We start from the raw sequence: 22,704 nt of genomic DNA, 5'->3' as shown, positions 1-22,704 counted from the left end.
CTCCTCCGGGCATGACGAAGGCCCGTAGCCAACCGGGCTACGGGCCTGGGGAAGTGGTGGTCAGACGCGGTGCGTCGTGATGGAGCGGATCTCCATGCGGAAGTTGGCCACGTGCTCGTGCCGACCCAGCTCGTCGATACCGAGTGCTGCCGGCGCGTTCTGGAGGGCCACGGACAGGATCAGATCGGTCCCGTCCGGCAGCGTGGTCTCGCCCAGGCCGTGCAGCTCGTCGCGGATCGCCTTGCAACGCTGCCGGGAGATCCGCGGGTCCTTCGTGCCGCGCACGCGGACCTGGACATACGGCTCGTCGTAGCCGAGCTTGGAGTCCGGCTCGCGGCCGTCGTCGTAGATGGTCAGGGCCACGGCCTCGTCCGGGGCGGGCGGCATGGTCTCCAGGAACAGGTCACCGTCCGGCGAGGCCGGCCGGTAGGTCACCAGGCCCTTGTCCTGGAGGTGGCGAGCGAGGCCGTCCAAGAGGTCAGCCACGCAGCCACCTCCGCAGCGGCACCGCCATCATCCGCAGCACGACCTGGCGCTCCCGGTTCATCGGGATTTCCAGGTACTTCGCCATGCGGCCCGGCAGGTGCTTGAAGTCCAGCCGCTCATGCTGGATCCGGGCATAGATCGTGTCGTAGGAGACCGCGCCCTCCAGGCCGTCGACGTCGACCCGTCCGGATCGCTCCAGGGTGCCCTCGTCCAGCGGCACGATCTTCCGGGACTCCGCCAGGACGTGCTCCAGGCCGCGGCGCAGCCCTTCGCTCGCGAGGCGCCGGCCGCGCGAGGTCCACTGGCGGCGGCCGTCGAAGCTGAACCGCGTGTACTGCGTCATAGGAGCTGCACCTCCAGATGGTCCGGGAGCGGCAGGCCGCCGCCGTCGCGCCGCAGCTGGGCGATGACGGTGGTCTGTCGGCCCCCGGGCAGAGTGACGCGGGACTCCGGCGGGGCGGCGAGCGCGTCCAGGCGGCAGTAGAACGTTGCGGCGGAGGTGACCTCGCGGCCGTCCGACGCGCGCACGAGCCGTGTCTTCTCCTCGAGGAAGCACCGCACCGTGACGGGGTTGGCGTACACCGGTCCGGCGGCGCTCTCCCCCTCGTACTCCTCCACGCTCACGGTGTGGCGCAGCCACACGCCGGGCAGCTTCACCAGGTCACCACCGCCCCCAGCCGGAAAATCTCCGGTGTCAGGTCGGCGGAGCCGAAGACGTCGCCAACCTCAGGGGCGACCTCGCGGGCCGCCGAAGCCGCCCCCGAAGTGCTGCCCTCCGGCCGTGACATGGACGCCGACCCGAGCTTGACGCTGCCCCACCCAGCCGTGGACGCGCCGGTGGAGTCGCCCAGCTCATCCCACCAGGCGGCCTGCGCACACACGGCGTCGGCGAAGGCCTGCCGCACGATGCTGTTCGAGGGGTAGCCGTCGCCGTCCACCTCGTACCAGCACAGGCGGAAGACGGCCGCCTCCAGCATCCGCGACGCCTTCGCCAGCTGCACGTCGATGTCCTGGGGCGGGGTCTGCCCGGTGTACGCCTGGTACTGCGCGGACGTGGCGTAGATCCTGGCCACCGGGCACCCCTTACGTCGCTGCGCCGAGGATCAGCACGTCGTACGTCACCGACGTGCCGGCCGCGCTGTTGGTCACTGTGAGGAGGTCGCCCGTGGCCGGGGTGACCACGGCGCCCGCAGCGCTCGGAGCCACCCACACGAACGCTCCGCCCGGCTGCACGGAGATCCCGTCGCCCGCCGCCAGGAAGATCCCCGGCACGCCGTTGGCGGCGGGCTGGGCCACCTGGACGTTGTTCGTGTTCGCCGCCGCAGCGACGACGATCACGGCCTTCACGCGGGCGAAGGTGAGGGCCTGGCCGAACTTGTCGGAGAGGACTCCGGCCAGGTCCAGGTTCTCCGTCCCGGACGCGGCGAGGACGCGCTGATCGTGGAAGATCAGGTTGGCCGCGCCCGCGCCGGCCCCGTCGGCGAAGGTGAGCGCCTTGAGGTACTCGATCGTGTCCTGGGGGATGGACAGGTCGTCGGGCTTGGTCTGGGTGGCGTTGAGGCGGACCTCCAGCCGCGTTCGTGTGAGGGCCATCAGTCACCACTTCCGTCCGCGTACTTCGCGGCCAGCTCGTCGCGGGTGGCCTTGTCCGCCTCGTCCTCGTCCATGCCCTGGGTGACCGCGTAGGCCTTCCAGTCGGCCTTGGACGCGGAACGGACCGGAGGCTTGACCGGTTCCTGGTCCCCCTCGTCGGGGGCGTCGACGGCCGTCACGCCGTACGAGTCCGGCAGCGCCCGCAGGGCCACGGCCAGGTCCTCGTCGTCCGTGCTGAACGCTCCGTCGACGAAGCGGGCCTTGCCCGCCGGGCTGTGGACCTGGAGCTGCGGGTACCTGGTGGTGCGGAATTCGTGCGCCATCAGTTGTCCCCTCAGACCGCGAGGCCGGTGATCTTGCCGTGGGTGCGCTCGTTGCCGTACATGAGGCCGACCTCGCCGTACAGCTGAGTGCGGTCCGTCGCGCCCGTACGTGCGAGCGGCTCGGCGAAGAAGTGGCCCTTGCCGGGGATCTCCTGGTAGACGGGCATGCACTGCTCCAGCGACGACACGGCGATCGCGTCGTTCGGCATGTGCCGGTCCAGCATGATGTTCAGCCGGCCGAAGTCGCTCTCGATCGTCTGGACGTGGACGCCGCCGACCGTGCGGGAGGACTCCTCGTAGCCCTTGTCCGTGATGAAGATCTTGGTCACGGCGCGCTTCTGGGTGCTGCCGCAGATCAAGGTGGCGGTCTCGGACTCGTGAATGCCGCCGTTGTCCCACACCGACTGGAGGAGGTCCAGGACCATGTCCTCCGTCAGCGGCGCCGCGGCCGCGGCTACCACGTTGGTCGTGATGGCCTCCAGGAGGCCGCGGGTCTTCCTCGCCACCGTGTTGTCCGCGGGCTTGTTGTAGGTACCGCGCAGGAAGCTGTACTCGATGTCGCGGACCATCTGCTTGAGCATCTGCTCGATCTGCCAGTCCGCCTCATTGGTGACCGGGTTGGTCTGGGCGTTGTTGATGCCCGACTTCGCCTGTACCGCGGCCAGCTTGGTGTAGGACACGGCGACGGTCTCGTGGTGGATCTGCACGATGTTGTCGACGCTCGCCCGCACGCGGTTCTGCGGGCTCGGGGCGTCGGCGCCCTCCAGCGCCGTGTTCTGGCCAGCCGCGCGCAGGTCGTAGGTCTCCCACTCGAACTCGATCGAGTTCGTCTGGCCGCCGCCCGTCAGGCCGCCGATGGCGGAGAAGAACGGGGTGTCCGACGGGGTGAGTTGGTACAGGATGCCGGTGTAGTTCGGCAGGTTGTAGGTGGTGCCGAGTCCGGTGATGCCGGCCATGGGCCACTCTCCTTCACGTGTGTTCGGGGCGCGGCGATGGCCGGCCCGGGTCTACTGCTGTGCGAGGCCGGGCAGCTTGGAGTTCTCCAGCTGCATGGCGAGGCGCCAGTTGCCGTCGGCCTTGGCCTGCGCGATCTGCTGATCGAGCGTGGGCGCCTGGTGGCCGGAGCCGCCTCCGAGGTCGCCGCCGGAGCGGCCGGGGCCCTTGGCGGGGGCGAGCTTGGAGAACTTAGTGACCGCGCTCTTGATGGCCGCGACGTTCACCTCGCCGTCCTCGGCGACGAACCGGGAGATGTCGATGTACTCGGCCGCGTCCCCCAGGTCGATGCCGGCCGCAGCGACCGCGGCGCGGAACTCCGCACCCGCGAGCTTGAGTCCGTAATCGGCGGCGGCGGCCGTGCGGCCCTTCTTCTCCGCCTCGGCTACGGCCTTCTCCTGCTCGGTCATCTGCGAGGCCTTGAGCGTGGCGAGTTCGTCCTGCGCCTGCTTGTTGGCCTTGGCCCGGTCCTCCCACTTGCGGGCCTCGGCCTTCCAGTCCGTGCCCTCGTCGCCCAGGGCAGGCGGGGCCGGAGGAGTGGCCGGAGGTGTCGCGGGCGGGGTGGCCGGAGCGGGCGGGTTACCGGCGGGCGGTACGGCCGGCGGGGTTCCACCGGATCCGCCTTCGCCCTCGCCGTTGCCACCCGCGATGGCGTAGATCGGCGAGCCGTTGCGGCGCTGGCCAAGGACGGTGCCCGCTGCGTGGGTTGCCAGCGGGTGCTTGAAAGGGTGCTGCATGGTGTTCTCCCGTGCGGGATGTCCGGCGGTCGCCGTGCGGCGGATGCCGGGAAGCGTGAGAGGCCCCGTGACCTGGGGCGAAGGGGAGCAGGGGGAACGTGCCGGGCAAATGCCCTTACCTTCTGCTCATGAGCACTCAGAACAGCGAGCCCCAACTCGCAGACGAAGCAAGGACCGCCCTCCTCGAAGCGGTCACCAAGGCGGCCACGGCAGGGCGAGGAGAGGAGGCCAGGGCACTCGCCGAGGCGTACGCCATCCTCAACACCTCTGCGCCCAGCGAGCAGCACAGCCCGGATCCGGACAGCCCCTGGTTCCAGGCGGACACCTACGAGATGTCCAACCGGGCGTTGAAGGGCCGCCGGTAGTCATCGGGCGGAGCGGATCTGTTCGCGCTGGGGCTTCCGGCGCAAGTCCGGGTGAGCGGCCACGTGCTCGCGCGCAGCTGCCTGCCACTTGCGGACGTAGGCCCCAGCACGACGGCGAGCGGCATCGTCCATCGCGACGGCGTGCTCGCGCTTCCAGCGGCGGATGTGCCGCTCGATCTCCCGCTGCCGCTGGGTGTCCTCGTATGTGGTTCCCGGGGTCGCGTGGTGCGGCGGCCGCGTAGAGACGCCCGGGAGGTACGCCGACAGCGAGTGTCGACAGTTCGGGTGGAACAGCCCAGCCGCACGCGCTTCGATCAGGCTGCCAGCCACGTGGACGACAACTGGGGGCGTCTCGGGGCGGCGGCGCAGCAGGCCGCGGCGCGGCTGCTCGGGCGGGGCCACATGCTCGGCGAGTACCGTCTGGGGTCCGGACGGCCCGGCCAGGGTGAGGACCTCGCCCTCCCACCGTGCGCACAGAGGGCACTCCAGAGGCGCGTCGGACACCATCACGAGCCCGATGCCGATCTCGGCGAGCGCATCGACGTGGCCCTCTACAGCCGCGCGCGCCGTCACGCTGCGGACGGCCATCTCGGCGTACGACGCCATGTCCCACGAGCGGCCAGCCCGGTCCACGAAGCCCGTGATCCCGCGCTGCGCGAAGGCGTTGAGCGCCCTCTGGGACGCCTGCCTGCGGGTAGCCGCACCGAGGAGGACGTTCCCAGCCGGGCCCGCGACCACCCGCCGGTACACGTCCACGACCGCGCGCGTGATCCGCGCGTACACCGGCCGCGTGTCCTGCGCCATCGACGCGGCCAGCCGGTCGACGGCCGGAGCGTTCGGCAGCGTGCGGCGGGCCACCAGCTCCCGGCCGATGTCGAGCGCTCCGAGTTCGGCGACGGCGGCCTGGCGGCCGCGGTTGTACGCCTCGATCAGGGCCTCGCGCACCTTGCCGTCGGTGTCTTGCTGGAGCGCATCGGCGACGGTCTCCACGGCGGTGCGGAGGTTGCCCAGGGCGGCGAGCTTCAGCTCTGCCCAGCGGGGGGACTGGATGTCCGCCTCCAGGGCCTTGGCGAGGTGCTCCAGGAGCGCGGCCTCGGCGTCCTGGTAGAGGTGGGCTACCTCAGCGGCCAGGTCCTCCGCCATTGCTGGGGAAACCGGCATTCGGCACCCCCTCGCCCTCGGCGCCGGTCTCGGTCGGGTCGGAGACCATGCGGCCGGACTCGGCCAGGATCTTGTCGACCTCGGTCGTGACCTGCTTGTCGTCCCAGTCCGGGTGGACCAGACGTACGAGCGTCTCGCGGGACGCTGCCTCGGCACGGCTGAGCAGCTCGGCGGTGGTCGCCAGCTCGCCCAGGCCCTCGCTGATGGAGTCCTGGAACTCCACCTTCGGCGGCTCAAGGTCCAGGTCCCGCACGCCGAACCGCGGACCGGCCTCCACCGCCAACTGCGCGGCGAGCGCGTCGGCGATCGCGGGCTGCCAGTACAACGCCTTACGCGCCCGGGTGATCAGCGACCTGCGTTCGCGGGCCTTGATCTCCGTGGCGGTCACCGCCTGGCCCTCGCCGTGCTCGCCGAACGTCGATGCGGAGTAGCCGGCCTGCCGGGCGGCCTCGGCGACGAGTGCGGAGCAGGTGTCCAGGTGCTGCTGCACGCGAATCTCGAACTGGACGACCTCCAGCGGGTTCGGATCGCCGGGCCGCTGGAGCATGTTCAGCCCGGAGTAGACCCGGCGCTCCTCGTTCCAGGCGGCGCCCTGGCCGGGGCCGAGGGAGTCCAGCATGGAGTTCGGGACGATGATGCGGCCCTTGCCGTTGATGATGTCCCGCATCCAGCTGGACCACGTCTCGTCCAGGGCGTCCATGAGCGGTTCGATGCCCTGGAAGTCGGACTGCCCCCAGTAGTCGGCGGCCGGGATGTTCCTCCAGGCCCGTGCGGGGCGGACGTTGGGCGCGTAGGAGGTGGTCAGGTGCTTGGGTGCCCCCGTGTCGATCCAGTCCTCGGACGTGATCTCACGGGCGATCGGCTCAGTCTCCGGGTGGTCCTGGAGTGCCATGCGCCGGCCGAGCATGCCCGGTGTGCCGACGTACAGGGCGTGGAGGATCCGGCCCCGCTCGTGGCGTTCCAGGTGCCTCCACACCGTGTTCCCGTCGACCTCCACCACGCGCCAGAAGGTTGCCGCGCGCAGCCTGCCGTGCGCGAAGTCGGGTACGGCCTGGTCCGCCGGGACTGCCGTGAGCCACGGCCGGTCGGAGATCTCCTCGTCCCAGACGAGCCGTAGGTATGCGCCGCCCAGGGCTGCGCATACCTCGCCGCCCTCGAGGAGCGTGGGATGGAGCTGCTGCGACAGCTTCTCCAGCCGCTTCTTCGTGGCTTCGCTGGTTCCGGTCAGGGTCGGGGGCTCGGAGAACAGCAGCATGGAGCTAGTGCGGGCGATGTCCCCGGCGAGCGGGATGTGGAGCTGCTCGCGCTTCTGGCCTGGCTCGGTGGGCTGGCCCCAGAACCAGCGGGCCACGGTGCCGACGACGCCACCGCGGTACTGCGCGGGGCGGTTCTCGGGGAGTTCGCGGATGCCGCGGTTGAGGTAGCGGTCGCCGAGCCGGTCGGGGTCGGAGGAGTACCAGGCGTCCCAGTCGGCGAGTGCGGTCTGGACGGTGGGGTCGGTGGGCGGCCACGCGATGTCGCGGTCAGGGAGCGGCATCGGTCACCTCCTCGTCGGCGAGCGGTCCCTGGGTCAGGTCGACCTCGCGGGCGATGATCTCCAGGACAAGGGTGGGAAGGCAGCCGGGCTCGGTGCGTACGGTCACTGACCGCACGCCGGGGATGCGCTGGCCATCAAGTTCCACGGTCCCGCAACCGGCTGGAGCCAGGCGTACCTTGGCGAGCTGCACGGCCATTAGGCGGCCACCTCCAGGAGCATCGGGATGTGCGGCCGCCACAGGGCCTCGGTCGTACGCACTCCGTACCGGAGCGCGTCACAGGAGTGGTCGTCCTGCTTGATCGGCTTGTCCTCGCCCTTCTCTGCCGCCTCGTCGTCCCAGCTGTAGCCGGGCAGTTCGTCGATCAGGCCGACGCAGGAGCGGTGGATGCGGAGCCGGTCCGCGGCGAGCAGGGAGGCGACGGTGCGGATGCCGTCCAGGACGCTGTTCTCCGCCGGGACGACGCCCGGGGTGTTATCGCGGTGCAGCTGCTCGATGAACGAGGCGGCGGACGGGTCGACGACGGTGAAGTCCGGCCGTACGCCCTGCCCGGCCAGCCATTGGCGGCGGCCGGCGGAGTACTCGGCATCGGTCATCTGCCGACGGGCGGTCCGGGAGTCGTGCCGGTATTCGGACGTGACGTAGATCCGTTGGTCTGCGCCGAGGCCGATGAGGAGGTCGGCGAAAGGGTTGACGGTGCCGTAGTCGATCGCGTCGCACAGCCAGCGGGTGATCGTCGGGATCTCGTCGACGACGTGTCGGGTGGCGTCGAAGGCCTCGTAGATCGCACCCTCGGACATGACCCAGTGGCCGAGGATGTAGCGCCGGTACCAGAGGCCGGTGAAGGCCTGCTTCATGCGGGCGACGTAGTCCGGCGAGAGTGCCGGGTTGTCGTCCAGGGTGAAGTGCCAGGAGCGGATGCCGAGTTCGGCGGCCCGGTTGAGCCAGTCCTTGCGCAGCCAGTGGCCCGGGTTGTCCGGGTTGGTCGTGCCAAAGATCAGCGCGCCGGGGACGCTCATACGGTCGATGAGCCGCTTGAAGAACTCCTTCGGCAGCAGCGTCATCTCGTCGACGTATGCGCCGGCCCCGGTGAGCCCTCGGAGGCGGGCTTCGGCCTTGGCGTCGTTGGCGGTGATGATCTCGATCTGCTTGCCGAGGATCCAGGCGACTGACGCCCCACGCGTGTACTTGATCAGCTTCGCAGCGTCGCCGAACAGCGACGGGTCGGTGAGCGGCCCGAAGACGTTGCGCGCCACGGTGTCGAAGGTCTTGCCGACGATGACCAGCTCGCCGCCCGCAGGCGCGTTCTCCACGTACATCAACCAGCGCAGCAAGCTGGCGATGGTCTTGCCGCTGCGGACCGACCCCTCCCAGACGTTCAGCCACGCCGTGGAGCGCGCGATTGAGATCTCTTGCTTCTCCGAGAGGGTCGGCTCAGCCGTCCCCATGGCGTTCTCGCAGCTTGTCGAACAGGTTGGTCAGCAGAGAGCCGACCTCGCCCTTGTTGTCCTCGTCCTTCGGCGGTACGAGCCTCAGGGACCGGTCGACGGCGGTCGCGACGGTGGCCATGAGGGCCCGTTTGTCGGCGGGCGTCGGTTCGGAGGCCTCGTACGTGTCGAAATCATGCTCCTTGCCTCCCCAGTCCCAGTACAGGTGCGGCTGGCTCATCTTCGCCAGCTCGCGTTCGGCGACGTCCTGGAGGCGGGTGGCGAAGGCGGTGCGGCGCTCGGCGAGGTCGGCCTGGCGGACCTCGGTGGCGGCGCGGACCTCGGCGGCCCGGTCGAAGCTGATGCCGAGGTCCTCGGCGATGGCGCTGATGGTGCGGCCGGAGCGCTTCAGTTCGCGGGCGATGGCGTTGCGGCCTTTGCCCTCGGCGTGGAGTTCGCGGACGCGCCGGCGGTCCTCGTCGGTGACCGGTCGGGCCTTGCCCATGGCGGTCACCCCCTGGACATGACGAAGGCCCGCGCGGTGGCGGGCCTTCGGTGAAGTATTTGTGTCCGGGCACGCCGGACTTGGCCTCAGGATGCGACATGATCGCCGGGAATGCAACCACGTCCGTGGTGTGCCCGGTGGTTGGCTACCTGGGCGGGTACTGGCCGTGCGGCTGGTGCCCGTACGGCTGCGGCGCGTAGGGCTGGCCCGGGATCGGGCCCGCGTAACCGGCGGGGACCTGCGTAACGGTGACGCGCCGGCGCCGTGCGGACAGGTAGACCGGGGTCCACAGGCCGACGGTCATGAGGATCATGAACCAGTGGAAGGTGATCAGGATCCATCCCATTTTGCGCCGCGTCTTGATCGTGGGCATACGTCCCCCTTGGGTGCTTGCCAGGAGAGCCAGAGTCCCAGTGACGTGAGGGAAGTGTGGGCGCTGTGACAGTTCTGTGACTGATCAGCTTGGCCGTCGGTAGCCGCGACGACCCGTCATGGCCGTCATGACGGTCTGCCCGTACCAGCGGTTCACGCCGTGCGCCGTGTCGTCGGGCTCGGGCCAGCGCTCGCGCGCGAGGTCGGCGCGGATGGTCCCGGCCTTGATGCCGATACCTGCTTCCTCCAGCTCCTGCGCGGTGTACAGGCGGCGGGGCTCGAGGTCGACGGCCTGGCGCTCGATGTGGTCGCGCACGAAGTCGGCCACGGCCTGGCGGTCGTACTCCTTGTACCGGCCGCGCTTGCCGACCGGGGCGGGCCACTCGGAACGCTGGGACCAGCTCTTGGTCACGGTGTGGAGGCTCACGCCGTACGTCTCTGCGATCTCGGGGGCGATGATGCCGGGCCGTTCTACCATGGTGGAGAACTCTCCTTTGCGGAGTTTTCAACTGGTGGGGCCGGCGCTCTCTCACCCCCTGGCGTTGCTGGGGGATCGCGCCGGCCCCGTTTGCGTGCTGGGGCCAGGGGTTCCGGGAGGAGAGGGGGCCCGCCCCCAGGCTGGCTGCCGGGGGCGGGCGAGAGTCTTACGACTCGTCCGGCTCGTCCTCCTCGATCAGTTCGACCCAGGTGACGAATCGGTTGACGGCGAACTCAACGACGTCGAGTCGCCAGGGGGCCGGTCCTGCCATCTTCGTCAGGACGAGCATCTCGTAGGCGGCGAACCAGTCGAGCACCATGTGCTCGTAGGCCCGCTTGTCGCGGTCCGGGATGGGTTCGTCCTGGATGAGCTGGCGCACCCGGTTGAGGGCCAGGAGCGCCGTTGCCGGGCCGTCCTCGTCGTCCCGTGCCTCGAAGGCGGGGAGGGTGACGGGGAGGGGCAGGTCTTCGAAGAGTCCCTGCATGTAGGCCCAGGCTCCGATGATGCCCTCCATGAGGGCCAGGAATCGGTCCCTGTCGTGGTCTGCCACGACGTTCTCCTCTCTGGAATTTTCAACTGGCTGTCGGGTTCGGGGCTCTCACCCCCCGGCCTGACATGTCTAATCTTACAGCACTGACATCTAGAATTGCAACGTCAGGTTGGAGAGAGCAGGAGGGCCCCCCGGCTGGCTGCCGGGGGGCCCGTGCTGGACTAGTCGGTCCGGTTGACCAGGAGCCAGACCATCAGGTTCTTGAGTGCCTGGTCGCTGTACAGCAGGTTCGCACCGACACCTTCAGCCCTGGTTTCCATGTACCTCGTTGCGCACAGCGCGTAGAGGTCGATGGCCGCCAGGAGGTGAATGCAGCCGGTGAACAACTGCGCCTCCTGCGTCTCGCCCATCGGCTGATCCTTGGCCAGTTCGGCCGCCCGCTGGATCGCGGGGACCGCGTTGACTGCGGGGATGTGACGGTCGGTCGGCAGTGTGATCGGCACGGGGAGTGCCTCGCAGACGTCGACCAGCAGCGAGTACGTGACCGAGATCGAGTGGGCGAGTGCCCGCATGACCTCGTCGGCGTGTTCAGCCATTTCGACTGTCCTCTCTGGAGTTATCAACTGGCGTCCGGGCGGGGCTCTCACCCCCCGTCCTGACGCATCTAAGAATACAGCATTAACTTCTAGAATTGCAACGTCCTGGGGCGGTGAAAGGGGACGGCCCACAGACCGCCCCCCAGACTCAGGCGCGCTCGAACCGCTTCAGCTCACCGTCGTCACCGATCACCGCCACCAGCTCAGCGCCGGCCAGCTCCTCGCGCGCGATGCCCGTCTCCTTCACCAGGCGCGCCACCGGCACCCGCTCCGGGTCCGAGGCATCCCGGTGCGGAGTCGTAATCTCGGCCTGGTCCCCGAACAGCAGCAGTACCGTCGCGTTCACTCGCTCGCTCATGCCTTCTTGTCCTTCTTCGTCGCGCCCGGGACGGGCTTCGTCGTGGTCTTGAGCCAGCCGCCGCGCGACGCCTGGTAGGTGGTCTCGTGGCCGGCCAACCGGGGATCGTCCGGTGCGGGCGACTTCTTCCAGCCGAGTGCCATGATGGCGCTCCTGTCTCCTTGGTGGGATGGGAACCGGGGCGGCCGGCTAGCTGCCAGGCGGACGGCCGCCCCGGGGTCAGTGGTCGCCGACCGTGTGGTGGCGATGGGTGTCGGCGAGGTCGTAGATGATCAGCCCGCCCTCGGTGCGCTCGATCCGCACACCCGGTTGGTTGGTTGGTTGTCCCTGGTCAACGCCCTCAGCAGGGGTCGCGGAAGGGGGTCGGGGGAGGGGCGGAATGTCGTCCCGGTGTACGCCCACACCCGTGTCGTCACCGTTACGGACAGCACGGCGCACACGGATGTCCAGGGCCTCCAGGACCGCGCGGGCCGCCTCCTTCGACAGACCGCGCGCGGTGGCGAAGTCAGCGAGAAAGACGTGCGGTCCGGCGAGCCGGTGCAGCGCCTCCGGCACGGTCTCGTGCTTCTCGTCGGCCGCGGGCGCAACGTCCGCTCCAGCCTCGGTGCTGCGCCGCCGGCCGAGCCAGGTGACGACGCGCTGCCAGAGGCAGGTGCCGAGAATGCCGACGATGACGTAGGCGATCTCGGGGAACGCGGCGACGAGGCCCCAGGACGCCATCAGGGCGACGGCGGCGAGGATCGCACGCGCTGCGCGATCGCTCATTCCGCCCGACTCCCCCAGCGTCTCGGGCGACTCAGGCTCGGCGGCCTCTGTGGACTCGCTCATCCGAATGCCGCCGTGAACCAGGCACCCAGCACATTCACGGACGTGCCAAGCGGGATGGCGGCGACGCCAGCGACGTTCCCGGACAGGGCCACGGCCACCCCGGAGAAGGAGCCTGCGGCGAGCTTGCCGTTCGAGACGCTCGGCGCCCACTTCCAGAGAGCGATCATCACAGCCGTGAGGAGCAGCACGATCACGTAGCCGCCGGGGGTGAGCACCAACTGGTTCGCGCGGGTGACGTCGGGGGCGGTTCCGCCTACGCCCCAGACGAGGGAGGCGTATCCGGCGACGTTGGCGGCCCACAGGGTGACCCATGTGCCGGCGCCGAGGAGGGACACGGAGCCGAGGGCGGCGAGGGCGGCGAGCATGCCGTACAGGTGGGCGAGGACGAACGGGACGAGGGCGGCCCAGCGGTGTTTCTCCTTGAGCCACCAGCGCAGGAGGAAGACGAGGACGGTGGCGACGCCCAGGGCGACGCCGCCCAGGTTGATGGCCATGTACGGCACGAGAGTTCCTCAGTGGCGGATGGCGACGGCGAGCGCCGCGAGGGTGACGATGAGGGCGCAGGTCCCGGTGATCGGGGGGATGCTGCGGGGAGCCACGAGGGCGAGACCGGCGAGCGCGATGAGCGCGCACGCAGCACAGAGCACGCCGAAGACGGCGGTCATGGCAGCGGTGGCTACGCGCCGATGGCGACGGGGGCCGGCGGCAGGGCAGCGAGGTGCGGCTCGTGCAGTTCGACTTCTGCACGGAGCTGGCCGCGGATCATGCCGTCTGAGCAGTCGTCGAGCCCGGCGGCGATGATCGCGGCCCGCATGGCCTTGGTGCCTGGGCGCAGGCCGGTCTCGTACAGCGGGCGGATGGCGGCGCATCGGGGGTCGCTGTACTCGATCGGCTTCGTGGCGGCCGCGGTGCGGGTCACGATCGGCAGGAAGCGCGCGCCCTGGGGGACGGCCTGCGCCCACACGATGGTGGGTGGGGCGTCGACTGCGGGCGGTGTTGGCGTGGCGGGATCCGTCTTGGGCTCGGCGGGAGCGGTGACGCGCGTCGTACGGGCGCGCACCGGGGTGGCTGCCAGGTGCAGCAGGTGACCGAGCACCAGCGGCGGGATGCAGGAGACCGTGACGACGAGCCAGACCGGCGGCCGCGGGTCAGCGGTCCAGTGGCCGGTGACGAACAGGTGGCTGACGGGCTGGGCGGACATGGCGGCGGCGAGGGACAGCCAGGCGCCGGCCACGGCGGAGAACTTGCCGGGCGCGCCCTTGGGTCGCTTCGAGGCGACGGCGGCCGCGATGCCTGCGTAGGCGGCGAGGACGCCGGCCATGCCCCAGGCGAGGGTGTCGTTCCAGCCTGCGAGCTTGCCGAGGTGGTGTTCACCGGGGGCGCACATGATCATGACCCAGGCGGCCACAACAGGCCGGCCAACGTCGGTGAGGAGGGACACCCAGCGTGGGGTGGGGGTGTCGTACGTGGGCGTGGGCGCACTAAGGTGCAGCTCAGCCATAGGAGGTCACTCTCCTGTGGTCAGAGCCCTGGTGGGAGAGTTCCAGTCTCCGTGCCGGGGCTCGCTCAGTTGGAGGTGACGCCCTACGGGGGGCATCTGCCGGTCCAGACGGTACCGCGCGGGGCACGGGTCGTGCTACGGGGTCCAACGACGGGGCGGCCTGACGGGCGTCACGGACCCCCGAACATCTGGCGACTGGGACGACCGACGTACGGCTATGCCCCGTCGCCGTCTATTCGGCGCGCATGGCGACGGTGAACAGCAGCTCGCGCGGATCGATGCTCCCGGCGGGGATGGGTACGTTGTGGCCGTTGACGCAGGTGAGGGTTACGGGGATGTCCGTGTCTGTCAGGTCGCCGCGGACGGTGTGGGCGTGGGTCGCGTGGCAGGTGGGGCACGACACGGCCTGTGCGTTCTCCTCGCTGGGGCCGTAGCTGAGGGCGCCGTGGACTGGGATCTCGATGTACGTCATGGGGGAATCCTCGCGTTGTTGGGTGGGGGCGTACGAGGGGCGCATGGCGACGCCCCGTCGTCCGCGCCGTCGAGGGCGTCGTCGAAGGGCGTCACGCTGCGCCCGTGACCGTCTCGGTCCAGGTGCGGCCGCAGTCTTCGCACAGCACGATCGGCGGGGCTCCGTCGCCCCCTTCGACTACCAGCTGGCCGCCGCACGGCATCGGGCACGGGTGCGGAAGCGCCTCGCGTCGACGGGCGTCACCGAGGGTGCGCCGGATCAGCTCGGCTCCGGCCGCGGCGACTTCGGCGACGGCCTGGCGCTCGCCCTCGTCCAGCTTCCGGAACGGGCCGCCCATGTCGCGCACCCGGCACGCGAGCCACTCGGCCGCGTCGGGGGCGCTGCGCTGTCCGGTGAATCTCCAGCGGCGCGGGTCGGCTGCGTCCTGCGTGGCGAGGAGGACAGCGGCCCGGTGGACGTCGTCGCTCCAGCCCTGGCCGGTCGGTGCGCGGAAGGCCGGCCGCTGGACGCGTTCGGCGAGCCAGTCCGCGGCCGTCACGACGCCCGTCTCGATGGTCGTCATGACGTCCAGGACGTCGACGTTGACGGGTGCGGGGCGCGGGCCGGGGGCGTCGGGGTTGGTGTCGGCGCGTTCGGCGGCTTGCTCCTGGCGCTCCTCGTCGGACATGAGGCGGGTGATGCCCATGGCGGGGGGCCAGGTGGTGGTGGGGCGCTGCCCGGCGGCCTCCTGGAGGGTGGTCCAGCGTTCGGTGATGGTGTCGAGGTCGTCGGCTGCGGTCACGGCGCTGCTCCTGTGTCTGGGTGGGGCGGTACGGTGATCACTGCCTGGGGCGCGCTGGTCTGGGGAGACGTGAAGCGCGCCCCTTCCGCATGTTCAGCGGCGCCGAGGCGGGGGGCCGTACGGGCTGGCCCAGGCGGGCCGGTCCGGGCGGGCGATGGGTTTGCCATCAGCGTCGATGAGCCCGGCGTCCTGGAGTTGGCGGCCAAAGTCGACGAACGCCTGCGCGGCGGCCTGGAGTTGCGGGATGAGCGCCTGGGCGAACTTGGTGATTGCGGCGTGCAGTTCGGCGACGTTGTTGAGGAGCTGCTCGCGCTGCTCGTCGGTCAGCTCGGGTACGCGGAGGGGCTCGGCGGGGCGCTCGTGCATGGTCACTGCTCCTCGGGCTGGTCAGAGGGCGGGAGGATCGCGTTGTGCAGCTCGACCAGCCGGGCGTCCCACCAGCGGGACATGGACGTGCCGAGCGGCGGCGCTCCGGCCTGCACCCATCGCTCGTAGAGGGCGATGACGCGGGTGACGTCCTGCTCGGCGGACGAGTGGAGCGCGGCGAACAGGCGGGCGGTCTGCTCCAGGTCGGCGCCTTCGTTCGTGGGCGGGGCGGGCGGCTGGTCCTCGGCCTCCTCGGCCGGCCATTCGATGCGGGCGCGGTGGTAGCCCTTCAGCAGCTCCTCCACCGAGATGGCGGCGGAGACCAGGCCGCCCTCGGGGTCGTCGACGACGAGCGCGCGCCCGGAGGGGAACTCGACACCGTCCAGGACCTGGCCGCCGCGCAGGTGCAGCTTGAAGCCGCGGGCAAACTGGGTCACTGCTTCCTCCGGGGTTCGTGGGCGTGGCCGAGGGCGATGTGGGCGACGGTGACGACCAGGACGACGAAGGCGACGACGATCACGCCGATGTGGCTTCCGTCATGACGCCCGTCACTGGGCTGCCGAGAGCAGCGCGGTTGGCTGCGGCCGTGTAGCCCGGACGCAGCTCCCGGTGGTCGCGCGGGCAGCAGTCGCTGTGGATGGCCGCGTAGTAGCGGCGGACCAGGTGCGTGGGCATCGGATGCGGCTCGCTGCTCCTAAGCGAGGCGATCAGCTCGTGCACGGGGTGGTCGGGGCCGGCAGTCCTCGGAGTGCACCTCTCCGGTGCTTCGAGCGCGGCGTGCACGGCGTCCAGCGCCTGGTCCCAGCCGTCGTCCTGGGCGTTCGCGAAGGCGTTGTACGGCGACCTGCTCGGGGACCTCTTGACCAAGCGCACCCGGGCCAGGGCGGCCTTGGCTTCCCCTGCCTCACGGGCGTAGGAGTCGGCGTGACGCTTCCAGCGCGCAGCATCGGCCAGGGCGGTCTGGAGGTCGGCGGCCAGGCGCTCGGTGGTCTCGGCGTCAGTGTCCTTCCCGCGCGTGACTGCGGGGAGAACCGGTTCCGGGTCCTGATTCTTGCGGCGTCGGAATGGCATGGACATGGGGTGCTCCGGTGTGTCCGGGGCGGGTCCCTGCGTGGGGCCCCTGTCCGTGGTGGGTTACTGCGCGGGTTGTGGCAGCTGGTCGAGGGCGTCGCCGATGTCGTTGGCGAGCCAGCGCCAGCGGAGGGCGAGTTCGGGCGCGTGTGCTTCCTTGGCCTCGGCTGCGGTGAGGAGGGCTTCGATGATCTCGGAGAGTTCGTCGGTGCCGGGGAGGCGGACGAGGAGGGCCATCAGAACGGGGGTTCGTCGCTGTAGCCGTTGGCCTTGTCGACGGCCCACGGGTCGTCCTTCGGCGGGCTGGTCGGGCTGGATCGCTGGGCCTGACCCTGGCCCTGCTGAGGGCGTCCGGTGGTGGTGCGCTGTCCGCCGCCCTGGCCGTTCTGCTGGCTCGAGGCGTCCTTCGACACCTGCGCGACGGCGAAGGCGAGGTTCGGGGCGATCGAGCGGATGATGAGGGCCGGCCGCTCGTGCTTCTGGCCGTCCTTCTCCCAGGACTCGGTCCGGATGTCGCCGGTGACCATGACCTCCATGCCCTTGGCGAGGGTCTCGGTGGCGTTCTCGGCGAGGCGTTCCCAGGCGGTGCCGCGGATGTAGAAGACGTCGCCGTCCTCCCACTGCTGGGTCTGCTGGTTCAGTCGGCGGGAGTTGAAGGCGAAGGCCAGGTTGGCGACGGCCTTTCCGGCCTGGGTGAAGCGGAGTTCGGGGTCGGCGGTGAGGCGGCCGACGCCGGTGAGGGTGGGCAGCAAGGTCAGTTCTCCTTCTGGTTGTTGGGCCTGACGCCGGCAGCGTCGTACCAGGCTTGGAATTCGTCCTCGCCGGGGCCGAGTTCGGTGCCATCGACGGTGGCGTGCATGGCGCTAGCGGCGGCGAGGGCGAGCGTTGCGTGGACCTGCGCCTCGGCGACCAGGTACGCGGATCGCTCCGGCGAGCTGTCGTCCTCCCACCCCATAAGCAGTCGGCGTTCGGCTTCGAGGTAGTGCTCGGGTCCGGTCAAGGTCGGTTCTCCTTGCAGATCCCGCTGATGCAGCGGGATTCGTTGCTGGCGACGTAGTGGACGTGGTGGCCGAGAGCGGCGAGGCGCTGGGCGGCTTCCTCGGCGCTGCGTGGGGCGGTGTGGTGGCCGTCGTAGATCGGCACGGTCATTCCTCTGGGATAACGGGCTGGATGGGGATGGCGGTTTGTTCGGGGTGGACGCTTGCCGGGGTGACGGGCGTGACGGGTGTCGTCGCGCGGCCGTGACGGGGCGTTGGCTTGGGGATCAGGCCGAGCTTCTGGCCACAGATGGGGCCGTAGCCGCGGGCCTTGGATTTCTTCGTGCGGAGGGTCCGGGGGCAGTGGCGGCACTTCATCGGCGTCTCTTTCGGCGGTGTTCGGCGAGGCTGGTCACGCCGTCGGGGAGGGCGAGTTGCTGAGTGTGGGTGGGGCAGGTGGCGACGTGCGGCTTGTGGAGCCGCTCCCAGCCGCAGAGCGGGAGGTCCGCGCTCGGGCGGCGGGAACGCCACACGGTGGCTCCGTCGCACCAGACCGCGGTGTTGCCGGCGGGGTCGGGGTCGGGGTCGACGGCGAGGCGCTTCCCGGCCTCGGTGATGGTCCAGAGGACGGGGCGGCGGCAGTCTCGGCACGGTGTGAGTCGTCTCATGGCGCGGTCGTCGTCGGAGTGGAGGCAGCGAGAGCGCGCGCCTGGTGGACGTTGGGTGCGAGGGTGCAGGGCTGCTGGGCTGGGGCTTGGCAGATTCGCTCTGGGCATCGGGTTGACATGACCCTGATCCAGTCGGCGAGGCGGGTCGCGTGTACGTCACGGCGGCGAGCGGAGGTTCCGCGCTGGTTGGTGCACAGCTCGCCGGTGCGCGCGTGGCACCAGGTGCACTGCACGGCCATCGCCGGGAAGCGGTAGGGCCCGCGCTGACGGGGAATCGGGTGCGTCATGACGCCTCGGCCTCCTGCTCCTGGCCGTCGCGGGCGAGGGCGGCGGCGGCCGCGGCCTTGATGCGGGCCTCGGTCGCGTCCAGGTCGATGAGCGGGAGGCCGGCGGCGGCGCGCTGGGTGTCTTCCAGGCGGATCGGGTGGACGTCGCGGCGGCGGCGGCCGGCGGTGGTGCAGCTGTTGCCGGGGGCGGCTCCGCACCGGCGGCAGCCGTGGGCGCGTGGGTCGCTGGAGCCTTCGCGGTTGGACGGCATCTTGCCGATGGAGGCGCGGGCTGCGGCTGCACGGCCCTCGTATGGGCCATGATCGGCGCCCGGAGGCAGTGCGAGGTGATCACCGGTCCCGAGGGCGGCGCGGATGCTGCTGGGGCCTGTGAGGCCGTCTGCGGCCGCTCGGATGAGGGCGCGGCGGGCGGCGGCGGACTCGGCGCCGGTCTCCAGCGGGTTGCCGTCGTAGACGACGTGTGCCAGCTCGATGCGCTCCTCGCGGCGGGCCTTGATCTCGGTGACGATCTCGGCGGGCGAGATGAACGGCTGGCGGCGGGCGACGGTGATCACGGCGGTGCGGGCCTCGTCGACGGCGTACGGCGCGAGGATCTCGCCCCAGACGTCGGGGGTGTACTCGCCGAATCGCTGGGCGGGGCAGGCGGCCTGGACGTACTCGGCGATCTGAACGGCTTCTTCTTCGGTCACTGGGGTTGTCCTTCCTGGCGTGCGGCGGCGCGGGCGGCGGCGCGGGCGCGGGCACGGTCGAAGAGGGTTCCGCCTGCGGGCTGCTGGCCGGGCTGGGCGCCTGCGGGGCCAGCGCTGGCGTTCATGGCCCCGTTGACGACGCTGGCGAGTGTCGACGGGTGGAGGCTCTTGGCCATCCAGGTGGCGATGCCGCGGCGGATCCAGTCGGGGTGGATCTTGTCCTCCTCGAGGAGGATCCGGATCTCCTTGGAGAGCTGGCCGATGACGCGGGAGGGCGGGCGCTCGGTGCACCGGTCCAGCCACTCGCCGACGATCGTCTGCGCGGTGACGGGAGCGTCGGTGGCCGTGGCCTCGGCGTGGTCGATCGGCTCTCCGTCGAGAACCTCGTCGGGTGCGTCTCCTGTGTCACCGGGGGGTGTTGTGGCGGTGGGACCGGAGGCGTCGGCAGGACCCGCGAATGGTTCCTGGTGGTTCTGCTGGTGGTTAATGACGGTTAGGGGGGCACTGAGTGCGTGACGTCCGTACACAGAGTGCGTGACGTCACGGACTTTGAGTGCGTGACTCACGAACTCTGAGTGCGTGACACCTCCGTCTGTCACGTCGTCTGAGTGCGTGACTGTCACGGACTCTCCGGGCGTGACAGTCACGGATTCTGACTGCGTGACACGCTTTGCCCGTGCCCGCCGCTGACGCTCCGCAGCCTGCCGCTTCGCGTCCTCGGCTTCCGCCTCCAGCTCCGCCCAGTCGAACTCCGGACGCTTCAGCTGCATCTGGAGCTTCCACTTCGTCCGGCCGTTCACCGTGCCCTGCTTCCGGATCAGACCGCCGGCCTCCAGACGGCGCAGGGCCCGCTGGACGGTCCGCTCGTCGTAGCCGGTCCGGTACTGGATCCGCAGGACAGAGGGGTGGCTGTTGGAGCCGTCGGGGCGCGCGTGCTCGGCGAGGACCTGGAGGACATGCCGCGCCGTGCTGTCGGGCCGCCCTTTGTCGGTCCGCAGCATCGGGGCGTCGTCCATCGCCCAGGTCACAGCCTCGGTGCTCACGCACTCCTCTTCCGGTAGGTGGGGTGTTGGCCAGTGGCCCGGCGGCCGGTGTCATCCGCCGGGCCACCAGCGCTATCGGGCGGCAGCTACCTGCGAGGAGCCAGTGGCGCGGTAGGCCACCGCACTGACGGCGTTCGCCTCCCGGCACTTCTCGTCGACCGGCTCGCGGTTGCGTAGGTGTCGCTGGTAGGCGGAGCGCGTCCCGCACGGTGCGATTGGCCGTCCCGGCCCTGGGGCCTTCTTGGTCGGCTTCGCGGTCTTCGGTTCCGCACGCTGGGCGGAGGCGAGTTTCGCCCGCTGTGCCCCGGTGAGCCCGGCGACGATTCCGGAACGCATGGTGTCCGGGGTCAGCGCCTCACGGGCGAGGATCGCCTCCAGGCACTCCTCCAGAACCGGGCACTCCTCCTTGCAGAGCCTCTTGGCCTCGGCACATGTCCTCCGCGAGAACCAGGTCTCCGGGTCGTGGGTCCGGCAGAGGGCCTTCAGTTCCCACTCGCGGTCCGTCTCCATCACAACTCCCTCGGGCTAGAAAGCCAGGCATGATCAAACGAATTGAGGCTGGCAGCGGGTGCGTGACGGGTGTCGTTGACGGGCGTCACGCGGCTACCTCCGGGGCACCGACGTACGTGCCGTGCTGCCGGTAGTGGCGTTCAGCGGCCCGTCGGGCCTCCAGGCACGGTTCGCACTGCGGCTCCCCGCGCTTCCGGTGCCGCTGGTTGCCCCGATACGTGCCGCACTTGGCCCGGCGCGGGTTCGTAGCGGCCCCGGCCTCTGCCGCCTCGGACCGGGTCCGGATGCGGGTCAGGGCGTCGCTGAGGGGCGTGTCGTCCGTGGGAAACCACTTCCGCAACGTCGTACCGCTCGCCCCGACTCGCAAAGCGATCACGGAGTAGTCCACGCCCCGCTGGAGGAGCAGGTCTGCCGCGTAGGCGGCTTCGTAGGGCGTGAGCGTCCAGCCCTTGCGCCGGCCATTGACGGCCAGCTCAACGGCGACCAGGTCCAGCGAGACGATCCCGCTGGCGGTGGCCATCCACACCGTCGGAACAGCGAGGGTCGTGACCGGGATCCAGTCCCGCTGACGGCCGACCGGCACGCCAGGGATGCTCGTGGGCGGCCGCTTCATTCGCTCACCGCCGTCACGTCGCGCACCCACGCCAGCGCGCTGTCGTCGAGCTGCTCGCGCGCCCGGGTCACCGCGACGTAGGCGAGCCGGGCTTCCTCGCGCGGCAGGATCACCAGGCCGGTCGTCTGGTCGGGCTTCGGCGCCCGGAAGTCCGCGTGGATGCGGACGGCCGGCCACTCGCGGCCCTTCGACCGGTGCGCGGTCGACACGACCAGCTCGGCCTGCTGCTCGGAGCACAGCCCGTCCGCGGCTGCGACGATCCGGCCCGGCCCGTGCTCATCGATGAGCTTCACCAAGACCTCGAGGGAGCCGTCTTCCTCGGCGGCGTACTGCCGGACGTCGTCCCAGGAGGCGAAGCCGCAGAGTTCGGGGTGGTCGGTCGGCTGTCCGCCCTGGAGGGCCTCGGCGGCCCAGGCGAGGCGCTTGATGTCGCCGCCTCCACCGACGAGCGCGACCTTCCGGCCGTCGCCGAGCGCCTCCATGACGATGCCCATGGCGCCCGCGTTGGTGCGGCAGAGGATCGCGTCGGGGGTGTCGAGCGGGCCGACGGCGGACTCGGCGGCCTCCCAGCCGGTGAGGCGGAGGGGGGCGTCGATGAGGCGGAGCCAGATGTTGGCGCGGGCGGCGATGGCCGGGCCGAACCGGAACGACTGGCTCAAGGTCAGTTGGGGGCAGCTGAGTTCGTGGACGAACTTGTCCAGGGCGTCGTTGGCGCCGCGCCAGCTGTAGATCTGCTGGGCGGAGTCGCCGACGGCGATGCGCTGGGCGTGCTCCTGCGCCAGGAGGACTGCGGACAGTACGTCGTTGGTGTCCTGGGCCTCGTCGAGCAGGACCACGTCGGTCGGGATGCGCGGCGCCGAGAGGGCCCACATCTTCAGGTAGTGGTCGTGGGACAGGTTGAGGACGCTGTCGTCGCGGAGCAGGTCTTCCCACGCGGCCTCGGCCACCGGCAGGACCAGTTCCTCCAGCTCGGCACGGGCTCGCTTCTTCGTGAGGCCGTCGTAGTGCGGGATGTGCTTCGGGGTGATCTCGTCGTCCGCGCTGTGGCAGTAGCGGGTGACGGTGTCCAGGGCCATTCGCATGATGACCTTGCTGGTCATGGCCTTCTGCCCGCCGAGGTCCGTGACGATCGTCGGGGATGAGCCGATGACGCCGAGGACGGAGCGGACGTCGAGTGCCTGCGCGGCCTGGTGGGCGGTCTGGCGCGGTCGCTGGAGACGCTGGCCGTACCGAGGGTCGAAGGCGAGGCCATGTCCGGTCTTGGCCATGACGTTGGACGGGAAGGACCGGCGGGCGTCGGCGGCAATGGCCGAGTTGTAGGCGACGTACGTCATCCTGCGCCGAGGGTCCGACTTCGCGATCATCTTGAGCGTTGCGCTCTTTCCGCAGCCCGCGCCGGCCTGGAGGACCAGGTCCAGCCCGTCGCTGTACGAGGTGATGGCGTCGGCTTGTTCTGGGGTGGGGTTCACCACTGGGGTG

39 protein-coding genes are annotated in these 22,704 nt (G+C 70.4%); 1 reads left to right on the top strand and 38 read right to left on the bottom strand.

All coding sequences use genetic code 11. The features are described from left to right. Positions 1-60: 60 nt before the first annotated feature. The 8 genes from ACFWJX_RS11340 to ACFWJX_RS11305 are packed head-to-tail and all read right to left on the bottom strand — an operon-like array spanning position 61 to position 4,132. Positions 61-486 (bottom strand): minor capsid protein, encoded by a 426-nt coding sequence (locus tag ACFWJX_RS11340; RefSeq protein ID WP_383240248.1) that lies wholly within the window; start codon positions 484-486, stop codon positions 61-63. Continuing rightward, a complete protein-coding gene (locus ACFWJX_RS11335; protein ID WP_383240245.1) occupies positions 479-829 on the bottom strand; it encodes a minor capsid protein in 351 nt (116 codons plus the stop codon). The genes ACFWJX_RS11340 and ACFWJX_RS11335 overlap by 8 nt, the downstream gene beginning before the upstream one ends. Continuing rightward, entirely contained in the window at positions 826-1,143 is a 318-nt protein-coding gene (locus ACFWJX_RS11330; protein ID WP_383240242.1) for a hypothetical protein, read from the bottom strand. The genes ACFWJX_RS11335 and ACFWJX_RS11330 overlap by 4 nt, the downstream gene beginning before the upstream one ends. Next, on the bottom strand, positions 1,140-1,559 hold the full coding sequence (locus ACFWJX_RS11325; RefSeq protein ID WP_383240239.1) for a hypothetical protein: 420 nt from the start codon (positions 1,557-1,559) through the stop codon (positions 1,140-1,142). Before ACFWJX_RS11325 ends, ACFWJX_RS11330 begins: the two co-directional genes overlap by 4 nt. Before the next feature lie 10 nt (positions 1,560-1,569). Further along, positions 1,570-2,079: a hypothetical protein gene (locus tag ACFWJX_RS11320; RefSeq protein ID WP_383240236.1), complete on the bottom strand. Its 510-nt coding sequence runs from the start codon at positions 2,077-2,079 to the stop codon at positions 1,570-1,572. Next, a complete protein-coding gene (locus tag ACFWJX_RS11315; protein WP_383240233.1) occupies positions 2,079-2,402 on the bottom strand; it encodes a hypothetical protein in 324 nt (107 codons plus the stop codon). Before ACFWJX_RS11315 ends, ACFWJX_RS11320 begins: the two co-directional genes overlap by 1 nt. Before the next feature lie 11 nt (positions 2,403-2,413). Next, complete coding sequence (locus ACFWJX_RS11310) at positions 2,414-3,358, bottom strand: DUF5309 family protein (RefSeq protein WP_383240231.1); 945 nt, start codon at positions 3,356-3,358, stop codon at positions 2,414-2,416. 51 nt (positions 3,359-3,409) lie between these two features. Beyond that, a complete protein-coding gene (locus ACFWJX_RS11305; RefSeq protein ID WP_383240229.1) occupies positions 3,410-4,132 on the bottom strand; it encodes a hypothetical protein in 723 nt (240 codons plus the stop codon). Between the two features lie 128 nt (positions 4,133-4,260). Here ACFWJX_RS11305 and ACFWJX_RS11300 point away from each other — a divergent pair, with 128 nt between their 5' ends. Then, the gene (locus ACFWJX_RS11300) at positions 4,261-4,497 is read left to right on the top strand and encodes a hypothetical protein (RefSeq protein ID WP_383240226.1); all 237 of its coding nucleotides are present in this window, start codon (positions 4,261-4,263) and stop codon (positions 4,495-4,497) included. Here ACFWJX_RS11300 and ACFWJX_RS11295 read toward each other — a convergent pair whose 3' ends face one another. From ACFWJX_RS11295 to ACFWJX_RS11150, 30 genes are all read right to left on the bottom strand, one after another. Beyond that, positions 4,498-5,658 (bottom strand): phage minor capsid protein, encoded by a 1,161-nt coding sequence (locus tag ACFWJX_RS11295; protein ID WP_383240223.1) that lies wholly within the window; start codon positions 5,656-5,658, stop codon positions 4,498-4,500. Next, positions 5,618-7,195: a phage portal protein gene (locus ACFWJX_RS11290; RefSeq protein WP_383240220.1), complete on the bottom strand. Its 1,578-nt coding sequence runs from the start codon at positions 7,193-7,195 to the stop codon at positions 5,618-5,620. The genes ACFWJX_RS11295 and ACFWJX_RS11290 overlap by 41 nt, the downstream gene beginning before the upstream one ends. A gap of 195 nt (positions 7,196-7,390) precedes the next feature. Further along, the gene (locus ACFWJX_RS11285; RefSeq protein WP_383240217.1) at positions 7,391-8,641 is read right to left on the bottom strand and encodes a PBSX family phage terminase large subunit; all 1,251 of its coding nucleotides are present in this window, start codon (positions 8,639-8,641) and stop codon (positions 7,391-7,393) included. Next, positions 8,628-9,125: a helix-turn-helix domain-containing protein gene (locus tag ACFWJX_RS11280; RefSeq protein ID WP_383240214.1), complete on the bottom strand. Its 498-nt coding sequence runs from the start codon at positions 9,123-9,125 to the stop codon at positions 8,628-8,630. The genes ACFWJX_RS11285 and ACFWJX_RS11280 overlap by 14 nt, the downstream gene beginning before the upstream one ends. 145 nt (positions 9,126-9,270) lie before the next feature. After that, positions 9,271-9,498, bottom strand: coding sequence for a hypothetical protein (locus tag ACFWJX_RS11275; RefSeq protein WP_383240211.1), 228 nt, complete (start codon positions 9,496-9,498; stop codon positions 9,271-9,273). 84 nt (positions 9,499-9,582) lie between these two features. After that, positions 9,583-9,975, bottom strand: a complete 393-nt coding sequence (locus tag ACFWJX_RS11270; protein WP_383240209.1) for a hypothetical protein — start codon at positions 9,973-9,975, stop codon at positions 9,583-9,585. A gap of 166 nt (positions 9,976-10,141) precedes the next feature. Beyond that, positions 10,142-10,525 (bottom strand): hypothetical protein, encoded by a 384-nt coding sequence (locus ACFWJX_RS11265; RefSeq protein ID WP_383240207.1) that lies wholly within the window; start codon positions 10,523-10,525, stop codon positions 10,142-10,144. 161 nt (positions 10,526-10,686) lie between these two features. Continuing rightward, positions 10,687-11,061, bottom strand: a complete 375-nt coding sequence (locus ACFWJX_RS11260) for a hypothetical protein (RefSeq protein ID WP_383240204.1) — start codon at positions 11,059-11,061, stop codon at positions 10,687-10,689. A 148-nt stretch (positions 11,062-11,209) separates the two neighbouring features. Continuing rightward, a complete protein-coding gene (locus ACFWJX_RS11255; protein ID WP_383240201.1) occupies positions 11,210-11,419 on the bottom strand; it encodes a hypothetical protein in 210 nt (69 codons plus the stop codon). Further along, positions 11,416-11,562 carry a hypothetical protein gene (locus ACFWJX_RS11250; protein ID WP_383240198.1) on the bottom strand — a complete coding sequence of 49 codons (147 nt, stop codon included), beginning with the start codon at positions 11,560-11,562 and terminating at the stop codon, positions 11,416-11,418. The genes ACFWJX_RS11255 and ACFWJX_RS11250 overlap by 4 nt, the downstream gene beginning before the upstream one ends. 76 nt (positions 11,563-11,638) lie before the next feature. Next, a complete protein-coding gene (locus tag ACFWJX_RS11245; RefSeq protein ID WP_383240196.1) occupies positions 11,639-12,184 on the bottom strand; it encodes a hypothetical protein in 546 nt (181 codons plus the stop codon). A gap of 59 nt (positions 12,185-12,243) precedes the next feature. Further along, positions 12,244-12,750 carry a hypothetical protein gene (locus ACFWJX_RS11240; RefSeq protein WP_383240193.1) on the bottom strand — a complete coding sequence of 169 codons (507 nt, stop codon included), beginning with the start codon at positions 12,748-12,750 and terminating at the stop codon, positions 12,244-12,246. Positions 12,751-12,759: 9 nt separating this feature from the next. Then, on the bottom strand, positions 12,760-12,912 hold the full coding sequence (locus ACFWJX_RS11235; RefSeq protein ID WP_383240190.1) for a hypothetical protein: 153 nt from the start codon (positions 12,910-12,912) through the stop codon (positions 12,760-12,762). A gap of 11 nt (positions 12,913-12,923) precedes the next feature. Further along, positions 12,924-13,748: a hypothetical protein gene (locus tag ACFWJX_RS11230; RefSeq protein WP_383240187.1), complete on the bottom strand. Its 825-nt coding sequence runs from the start codon at positions 13,746-13,748 to the stop codon at positions 12,924-12,926. A 232-nt stretch (positions 13,749-13,980) separates the two neighbouring features. Further along, a complete protein-coding gene (locus tag ACFWJX_RS11225; RefSeq protein ID WP_383240184.1) occupies positions 13,981-14,220 on the bottom strand; it encodes a hypothetical protein in 240 nt (79 codons plus the stop codon). 91 nt (positions 14,221-14,311) lie between these two features. Next, positions 14,312-15,001, bottom strand: a complete 690-nt coding sequence (locus ACFWJX_RS11220) for a hypothetical protein (protein WP_383240181.1) — start codon at positions 14,999-15,001, stop codon at positions 14,312-14,314. Between the two features lie 93 nt (positions 15,002-15,094). Then, on the bottom strand, positions 15,095-15,367 hold the full coding sequence (locus ACFWJX_RS11215) for a hypothetical protein (RefSeq protein WP_383240179.1): 273 nt from the start codon (positions 15,365-15,367) through the stop codon (positions 15,095-15,097). 2 nt (positions 15,368-15,369) lie between these two features. Continuing rightward, a complete protein-coding gene (locus tag ACFWJX_RS11210; RefSeq protein ID WP_383240177.1) occupies positions 15,370-15,804 on the bottom strand; it encodes a hypothetical protein in 435 nt (144 codons plus the stop codon). 79 nt (positions 15,805-15,883) lie between these two features. Continuing rightward, positions 15,884-16,444, bottom strand: coding sequence for a hypothetical protein (locus tag ACFWJX_RS11205; protein WP_383240175.1), 561 nt, complete (start codon positions 16,442-16,444; stop codon positions 15,884-15,886). Between the two features lie 57 nt (positions 16,445-16,501). Further along, positions 16,502-16,675: a hypothetical protein gene (locus ACFWJX_RS11200; RefSeq protein ID WP_383240173.1), complete on the bottom strand. Its 174-nt coding sequence runs from the start codon at positions 16,673-16,675 to the stop codon at positions 16,502-16,504. Beyond that, on the bottom strand, positions 16,675-17,190 hold the full coding sequence (gene ssb, locus ACFWJX_RS11195; RefSeq protein WP_383240170.1) for a single-stranded DNA-binding protein: 516 nt from the start codon (positions 17,188-17,190) through the stop codon (positions 16,675-16,677). The genes ACFWJX_RS11200 and ssb overlap by 1 nt, the downstream gene beginning before the upstream one ends. A gap of 2 nt (positions 17,191-17,192) precedes the next feature. Beyond that, positions 17,193-17,438 carry a hypothetical protein gene (locus ACFWJX_RS11190; protein ID WP_383240168.1) on the bottom strand — a complete coding sequence of 82 codons (246 nt, stop codon included), beginning with the start codon at positions 17,436-17,438 and terminating at the stop codon, positions 17,193-17,195. Beyond that, the gene (locus ACFWJX_RS11185; RefSeq protein ID WP_383240166.1) at positions 17,435-17,587 is read right to left on the bottom strand and encodes a hypothetical protein; all 153 of its coding nucleotides are present in this window, start codon (positions 17,585-17,587) and stop codon (positions 17,435-17,437) included. Before ACFWJX_RS11185 ends, ACFWJX_RS11190 begins: the two co-directional genes overlap by 4 nt. After that, on the bottom strand, positions 17,584-17,793 hold the full coding sequence (locus ACFWJX_RS11180; RefSeq protein ID WP_383240163.1) for a DUF6011 domain-containing protein: 210 nt from the start codon (positions 17,791-17,793) through the stop codon (positions 17,584-17,586). Before ACFWJX_RS11180 ends, ACFWJX_RS11185 begins: the two co-directional genes overlap by 4 nt. Beyond that, positions 17,790-18,083, bottom strand: coding sequence for a hypothetical protein (locus tag ACFWJX_RS11175; RefSeq protein WP_383240161.1), 294 nt, complete (start codon positions 18,081-18,083; stop codon positions 17,790-17,792). The genes ACFWJX_RS11180 and ACFWJX_RS11175 overlap by 4 nt, the downstream gene beginning before the upstream one ends. 283 nt (positions 18,084-18,366) lie before the next feature. Then, positions 18,367-19,059 (bottom strand): hypothetical protein, encoded by a 693-nt coding sequence (locus tag ACFWJX_RS11170; RefSeq protein ID WP_383240158.1) that lies wholly within the window; start codon positions 19,057-19,059, stop codon positions 18,367-18,369. Continuing rightward, positions 19,056-20,102, bottom strand: a complete 1,047-nt coding sequence (locus tag ACFWJX_RS11165) for a helix-turn-helix domain-containing protein (protein WP_383240156.1) — start codon at positions 20,100-20,102, stop codon at positions 19,056-19,058. The genes ACFWJX_RS11170 and ACFWJX_RS11165 overlap by 4 nt, the downstream gene beginning before the upstream one ends. Before the next feature lie 72 nt (positions 20,103-20,174). Further along, positions 20,175-20,612, bottom strand: a complete 438-nt coding sequence (locus ACFWJX_RS11160) for a WhiB family transcriptional regulator (protein ID WP_383240154.1) — start codon at positions 20,610-20,612, stop codon at positions 20,175-20,177. An 85-nt stretch (positions 20,613-20,697) separates the two neighbouring features. Beyond that, entirely contained in the window at positions 20,698-21,195 is a 498-nt protein-coding gene (locus ACFWJX_RS11155) for a hypothetical protein (RefSeq protein ID WP_383240152.1), read from the bottom strand. Between the two features lie 26 nt (positions 21,196-21,221). Next, complete coding sequence (locus tag ACFWJX_RS11150; protein WP_383240149.1) at positions 21,222-22,694, bottom strand: UvrD-helicase domain-containing protein; 1,473 nt, start codon at positions 22,692-22,694, stop codon at positions 21,222-21,224. Positions 22,695-22,704: the final 10 nt, after the last annotated feature.

It is taken from the genome of Streptomyces sp. NPDC058335 (assembly GCF_042723915.1).
GTDB lineage: Bacteria > Actinomycetota > Actinomycetes > Streptomycetales > Streptomycetaceae > Streptomyces.
Note: the sequence above shows the minus strand (reverse complement) of the source record. Positions and strands in the feature narration are given on the sequence as shown.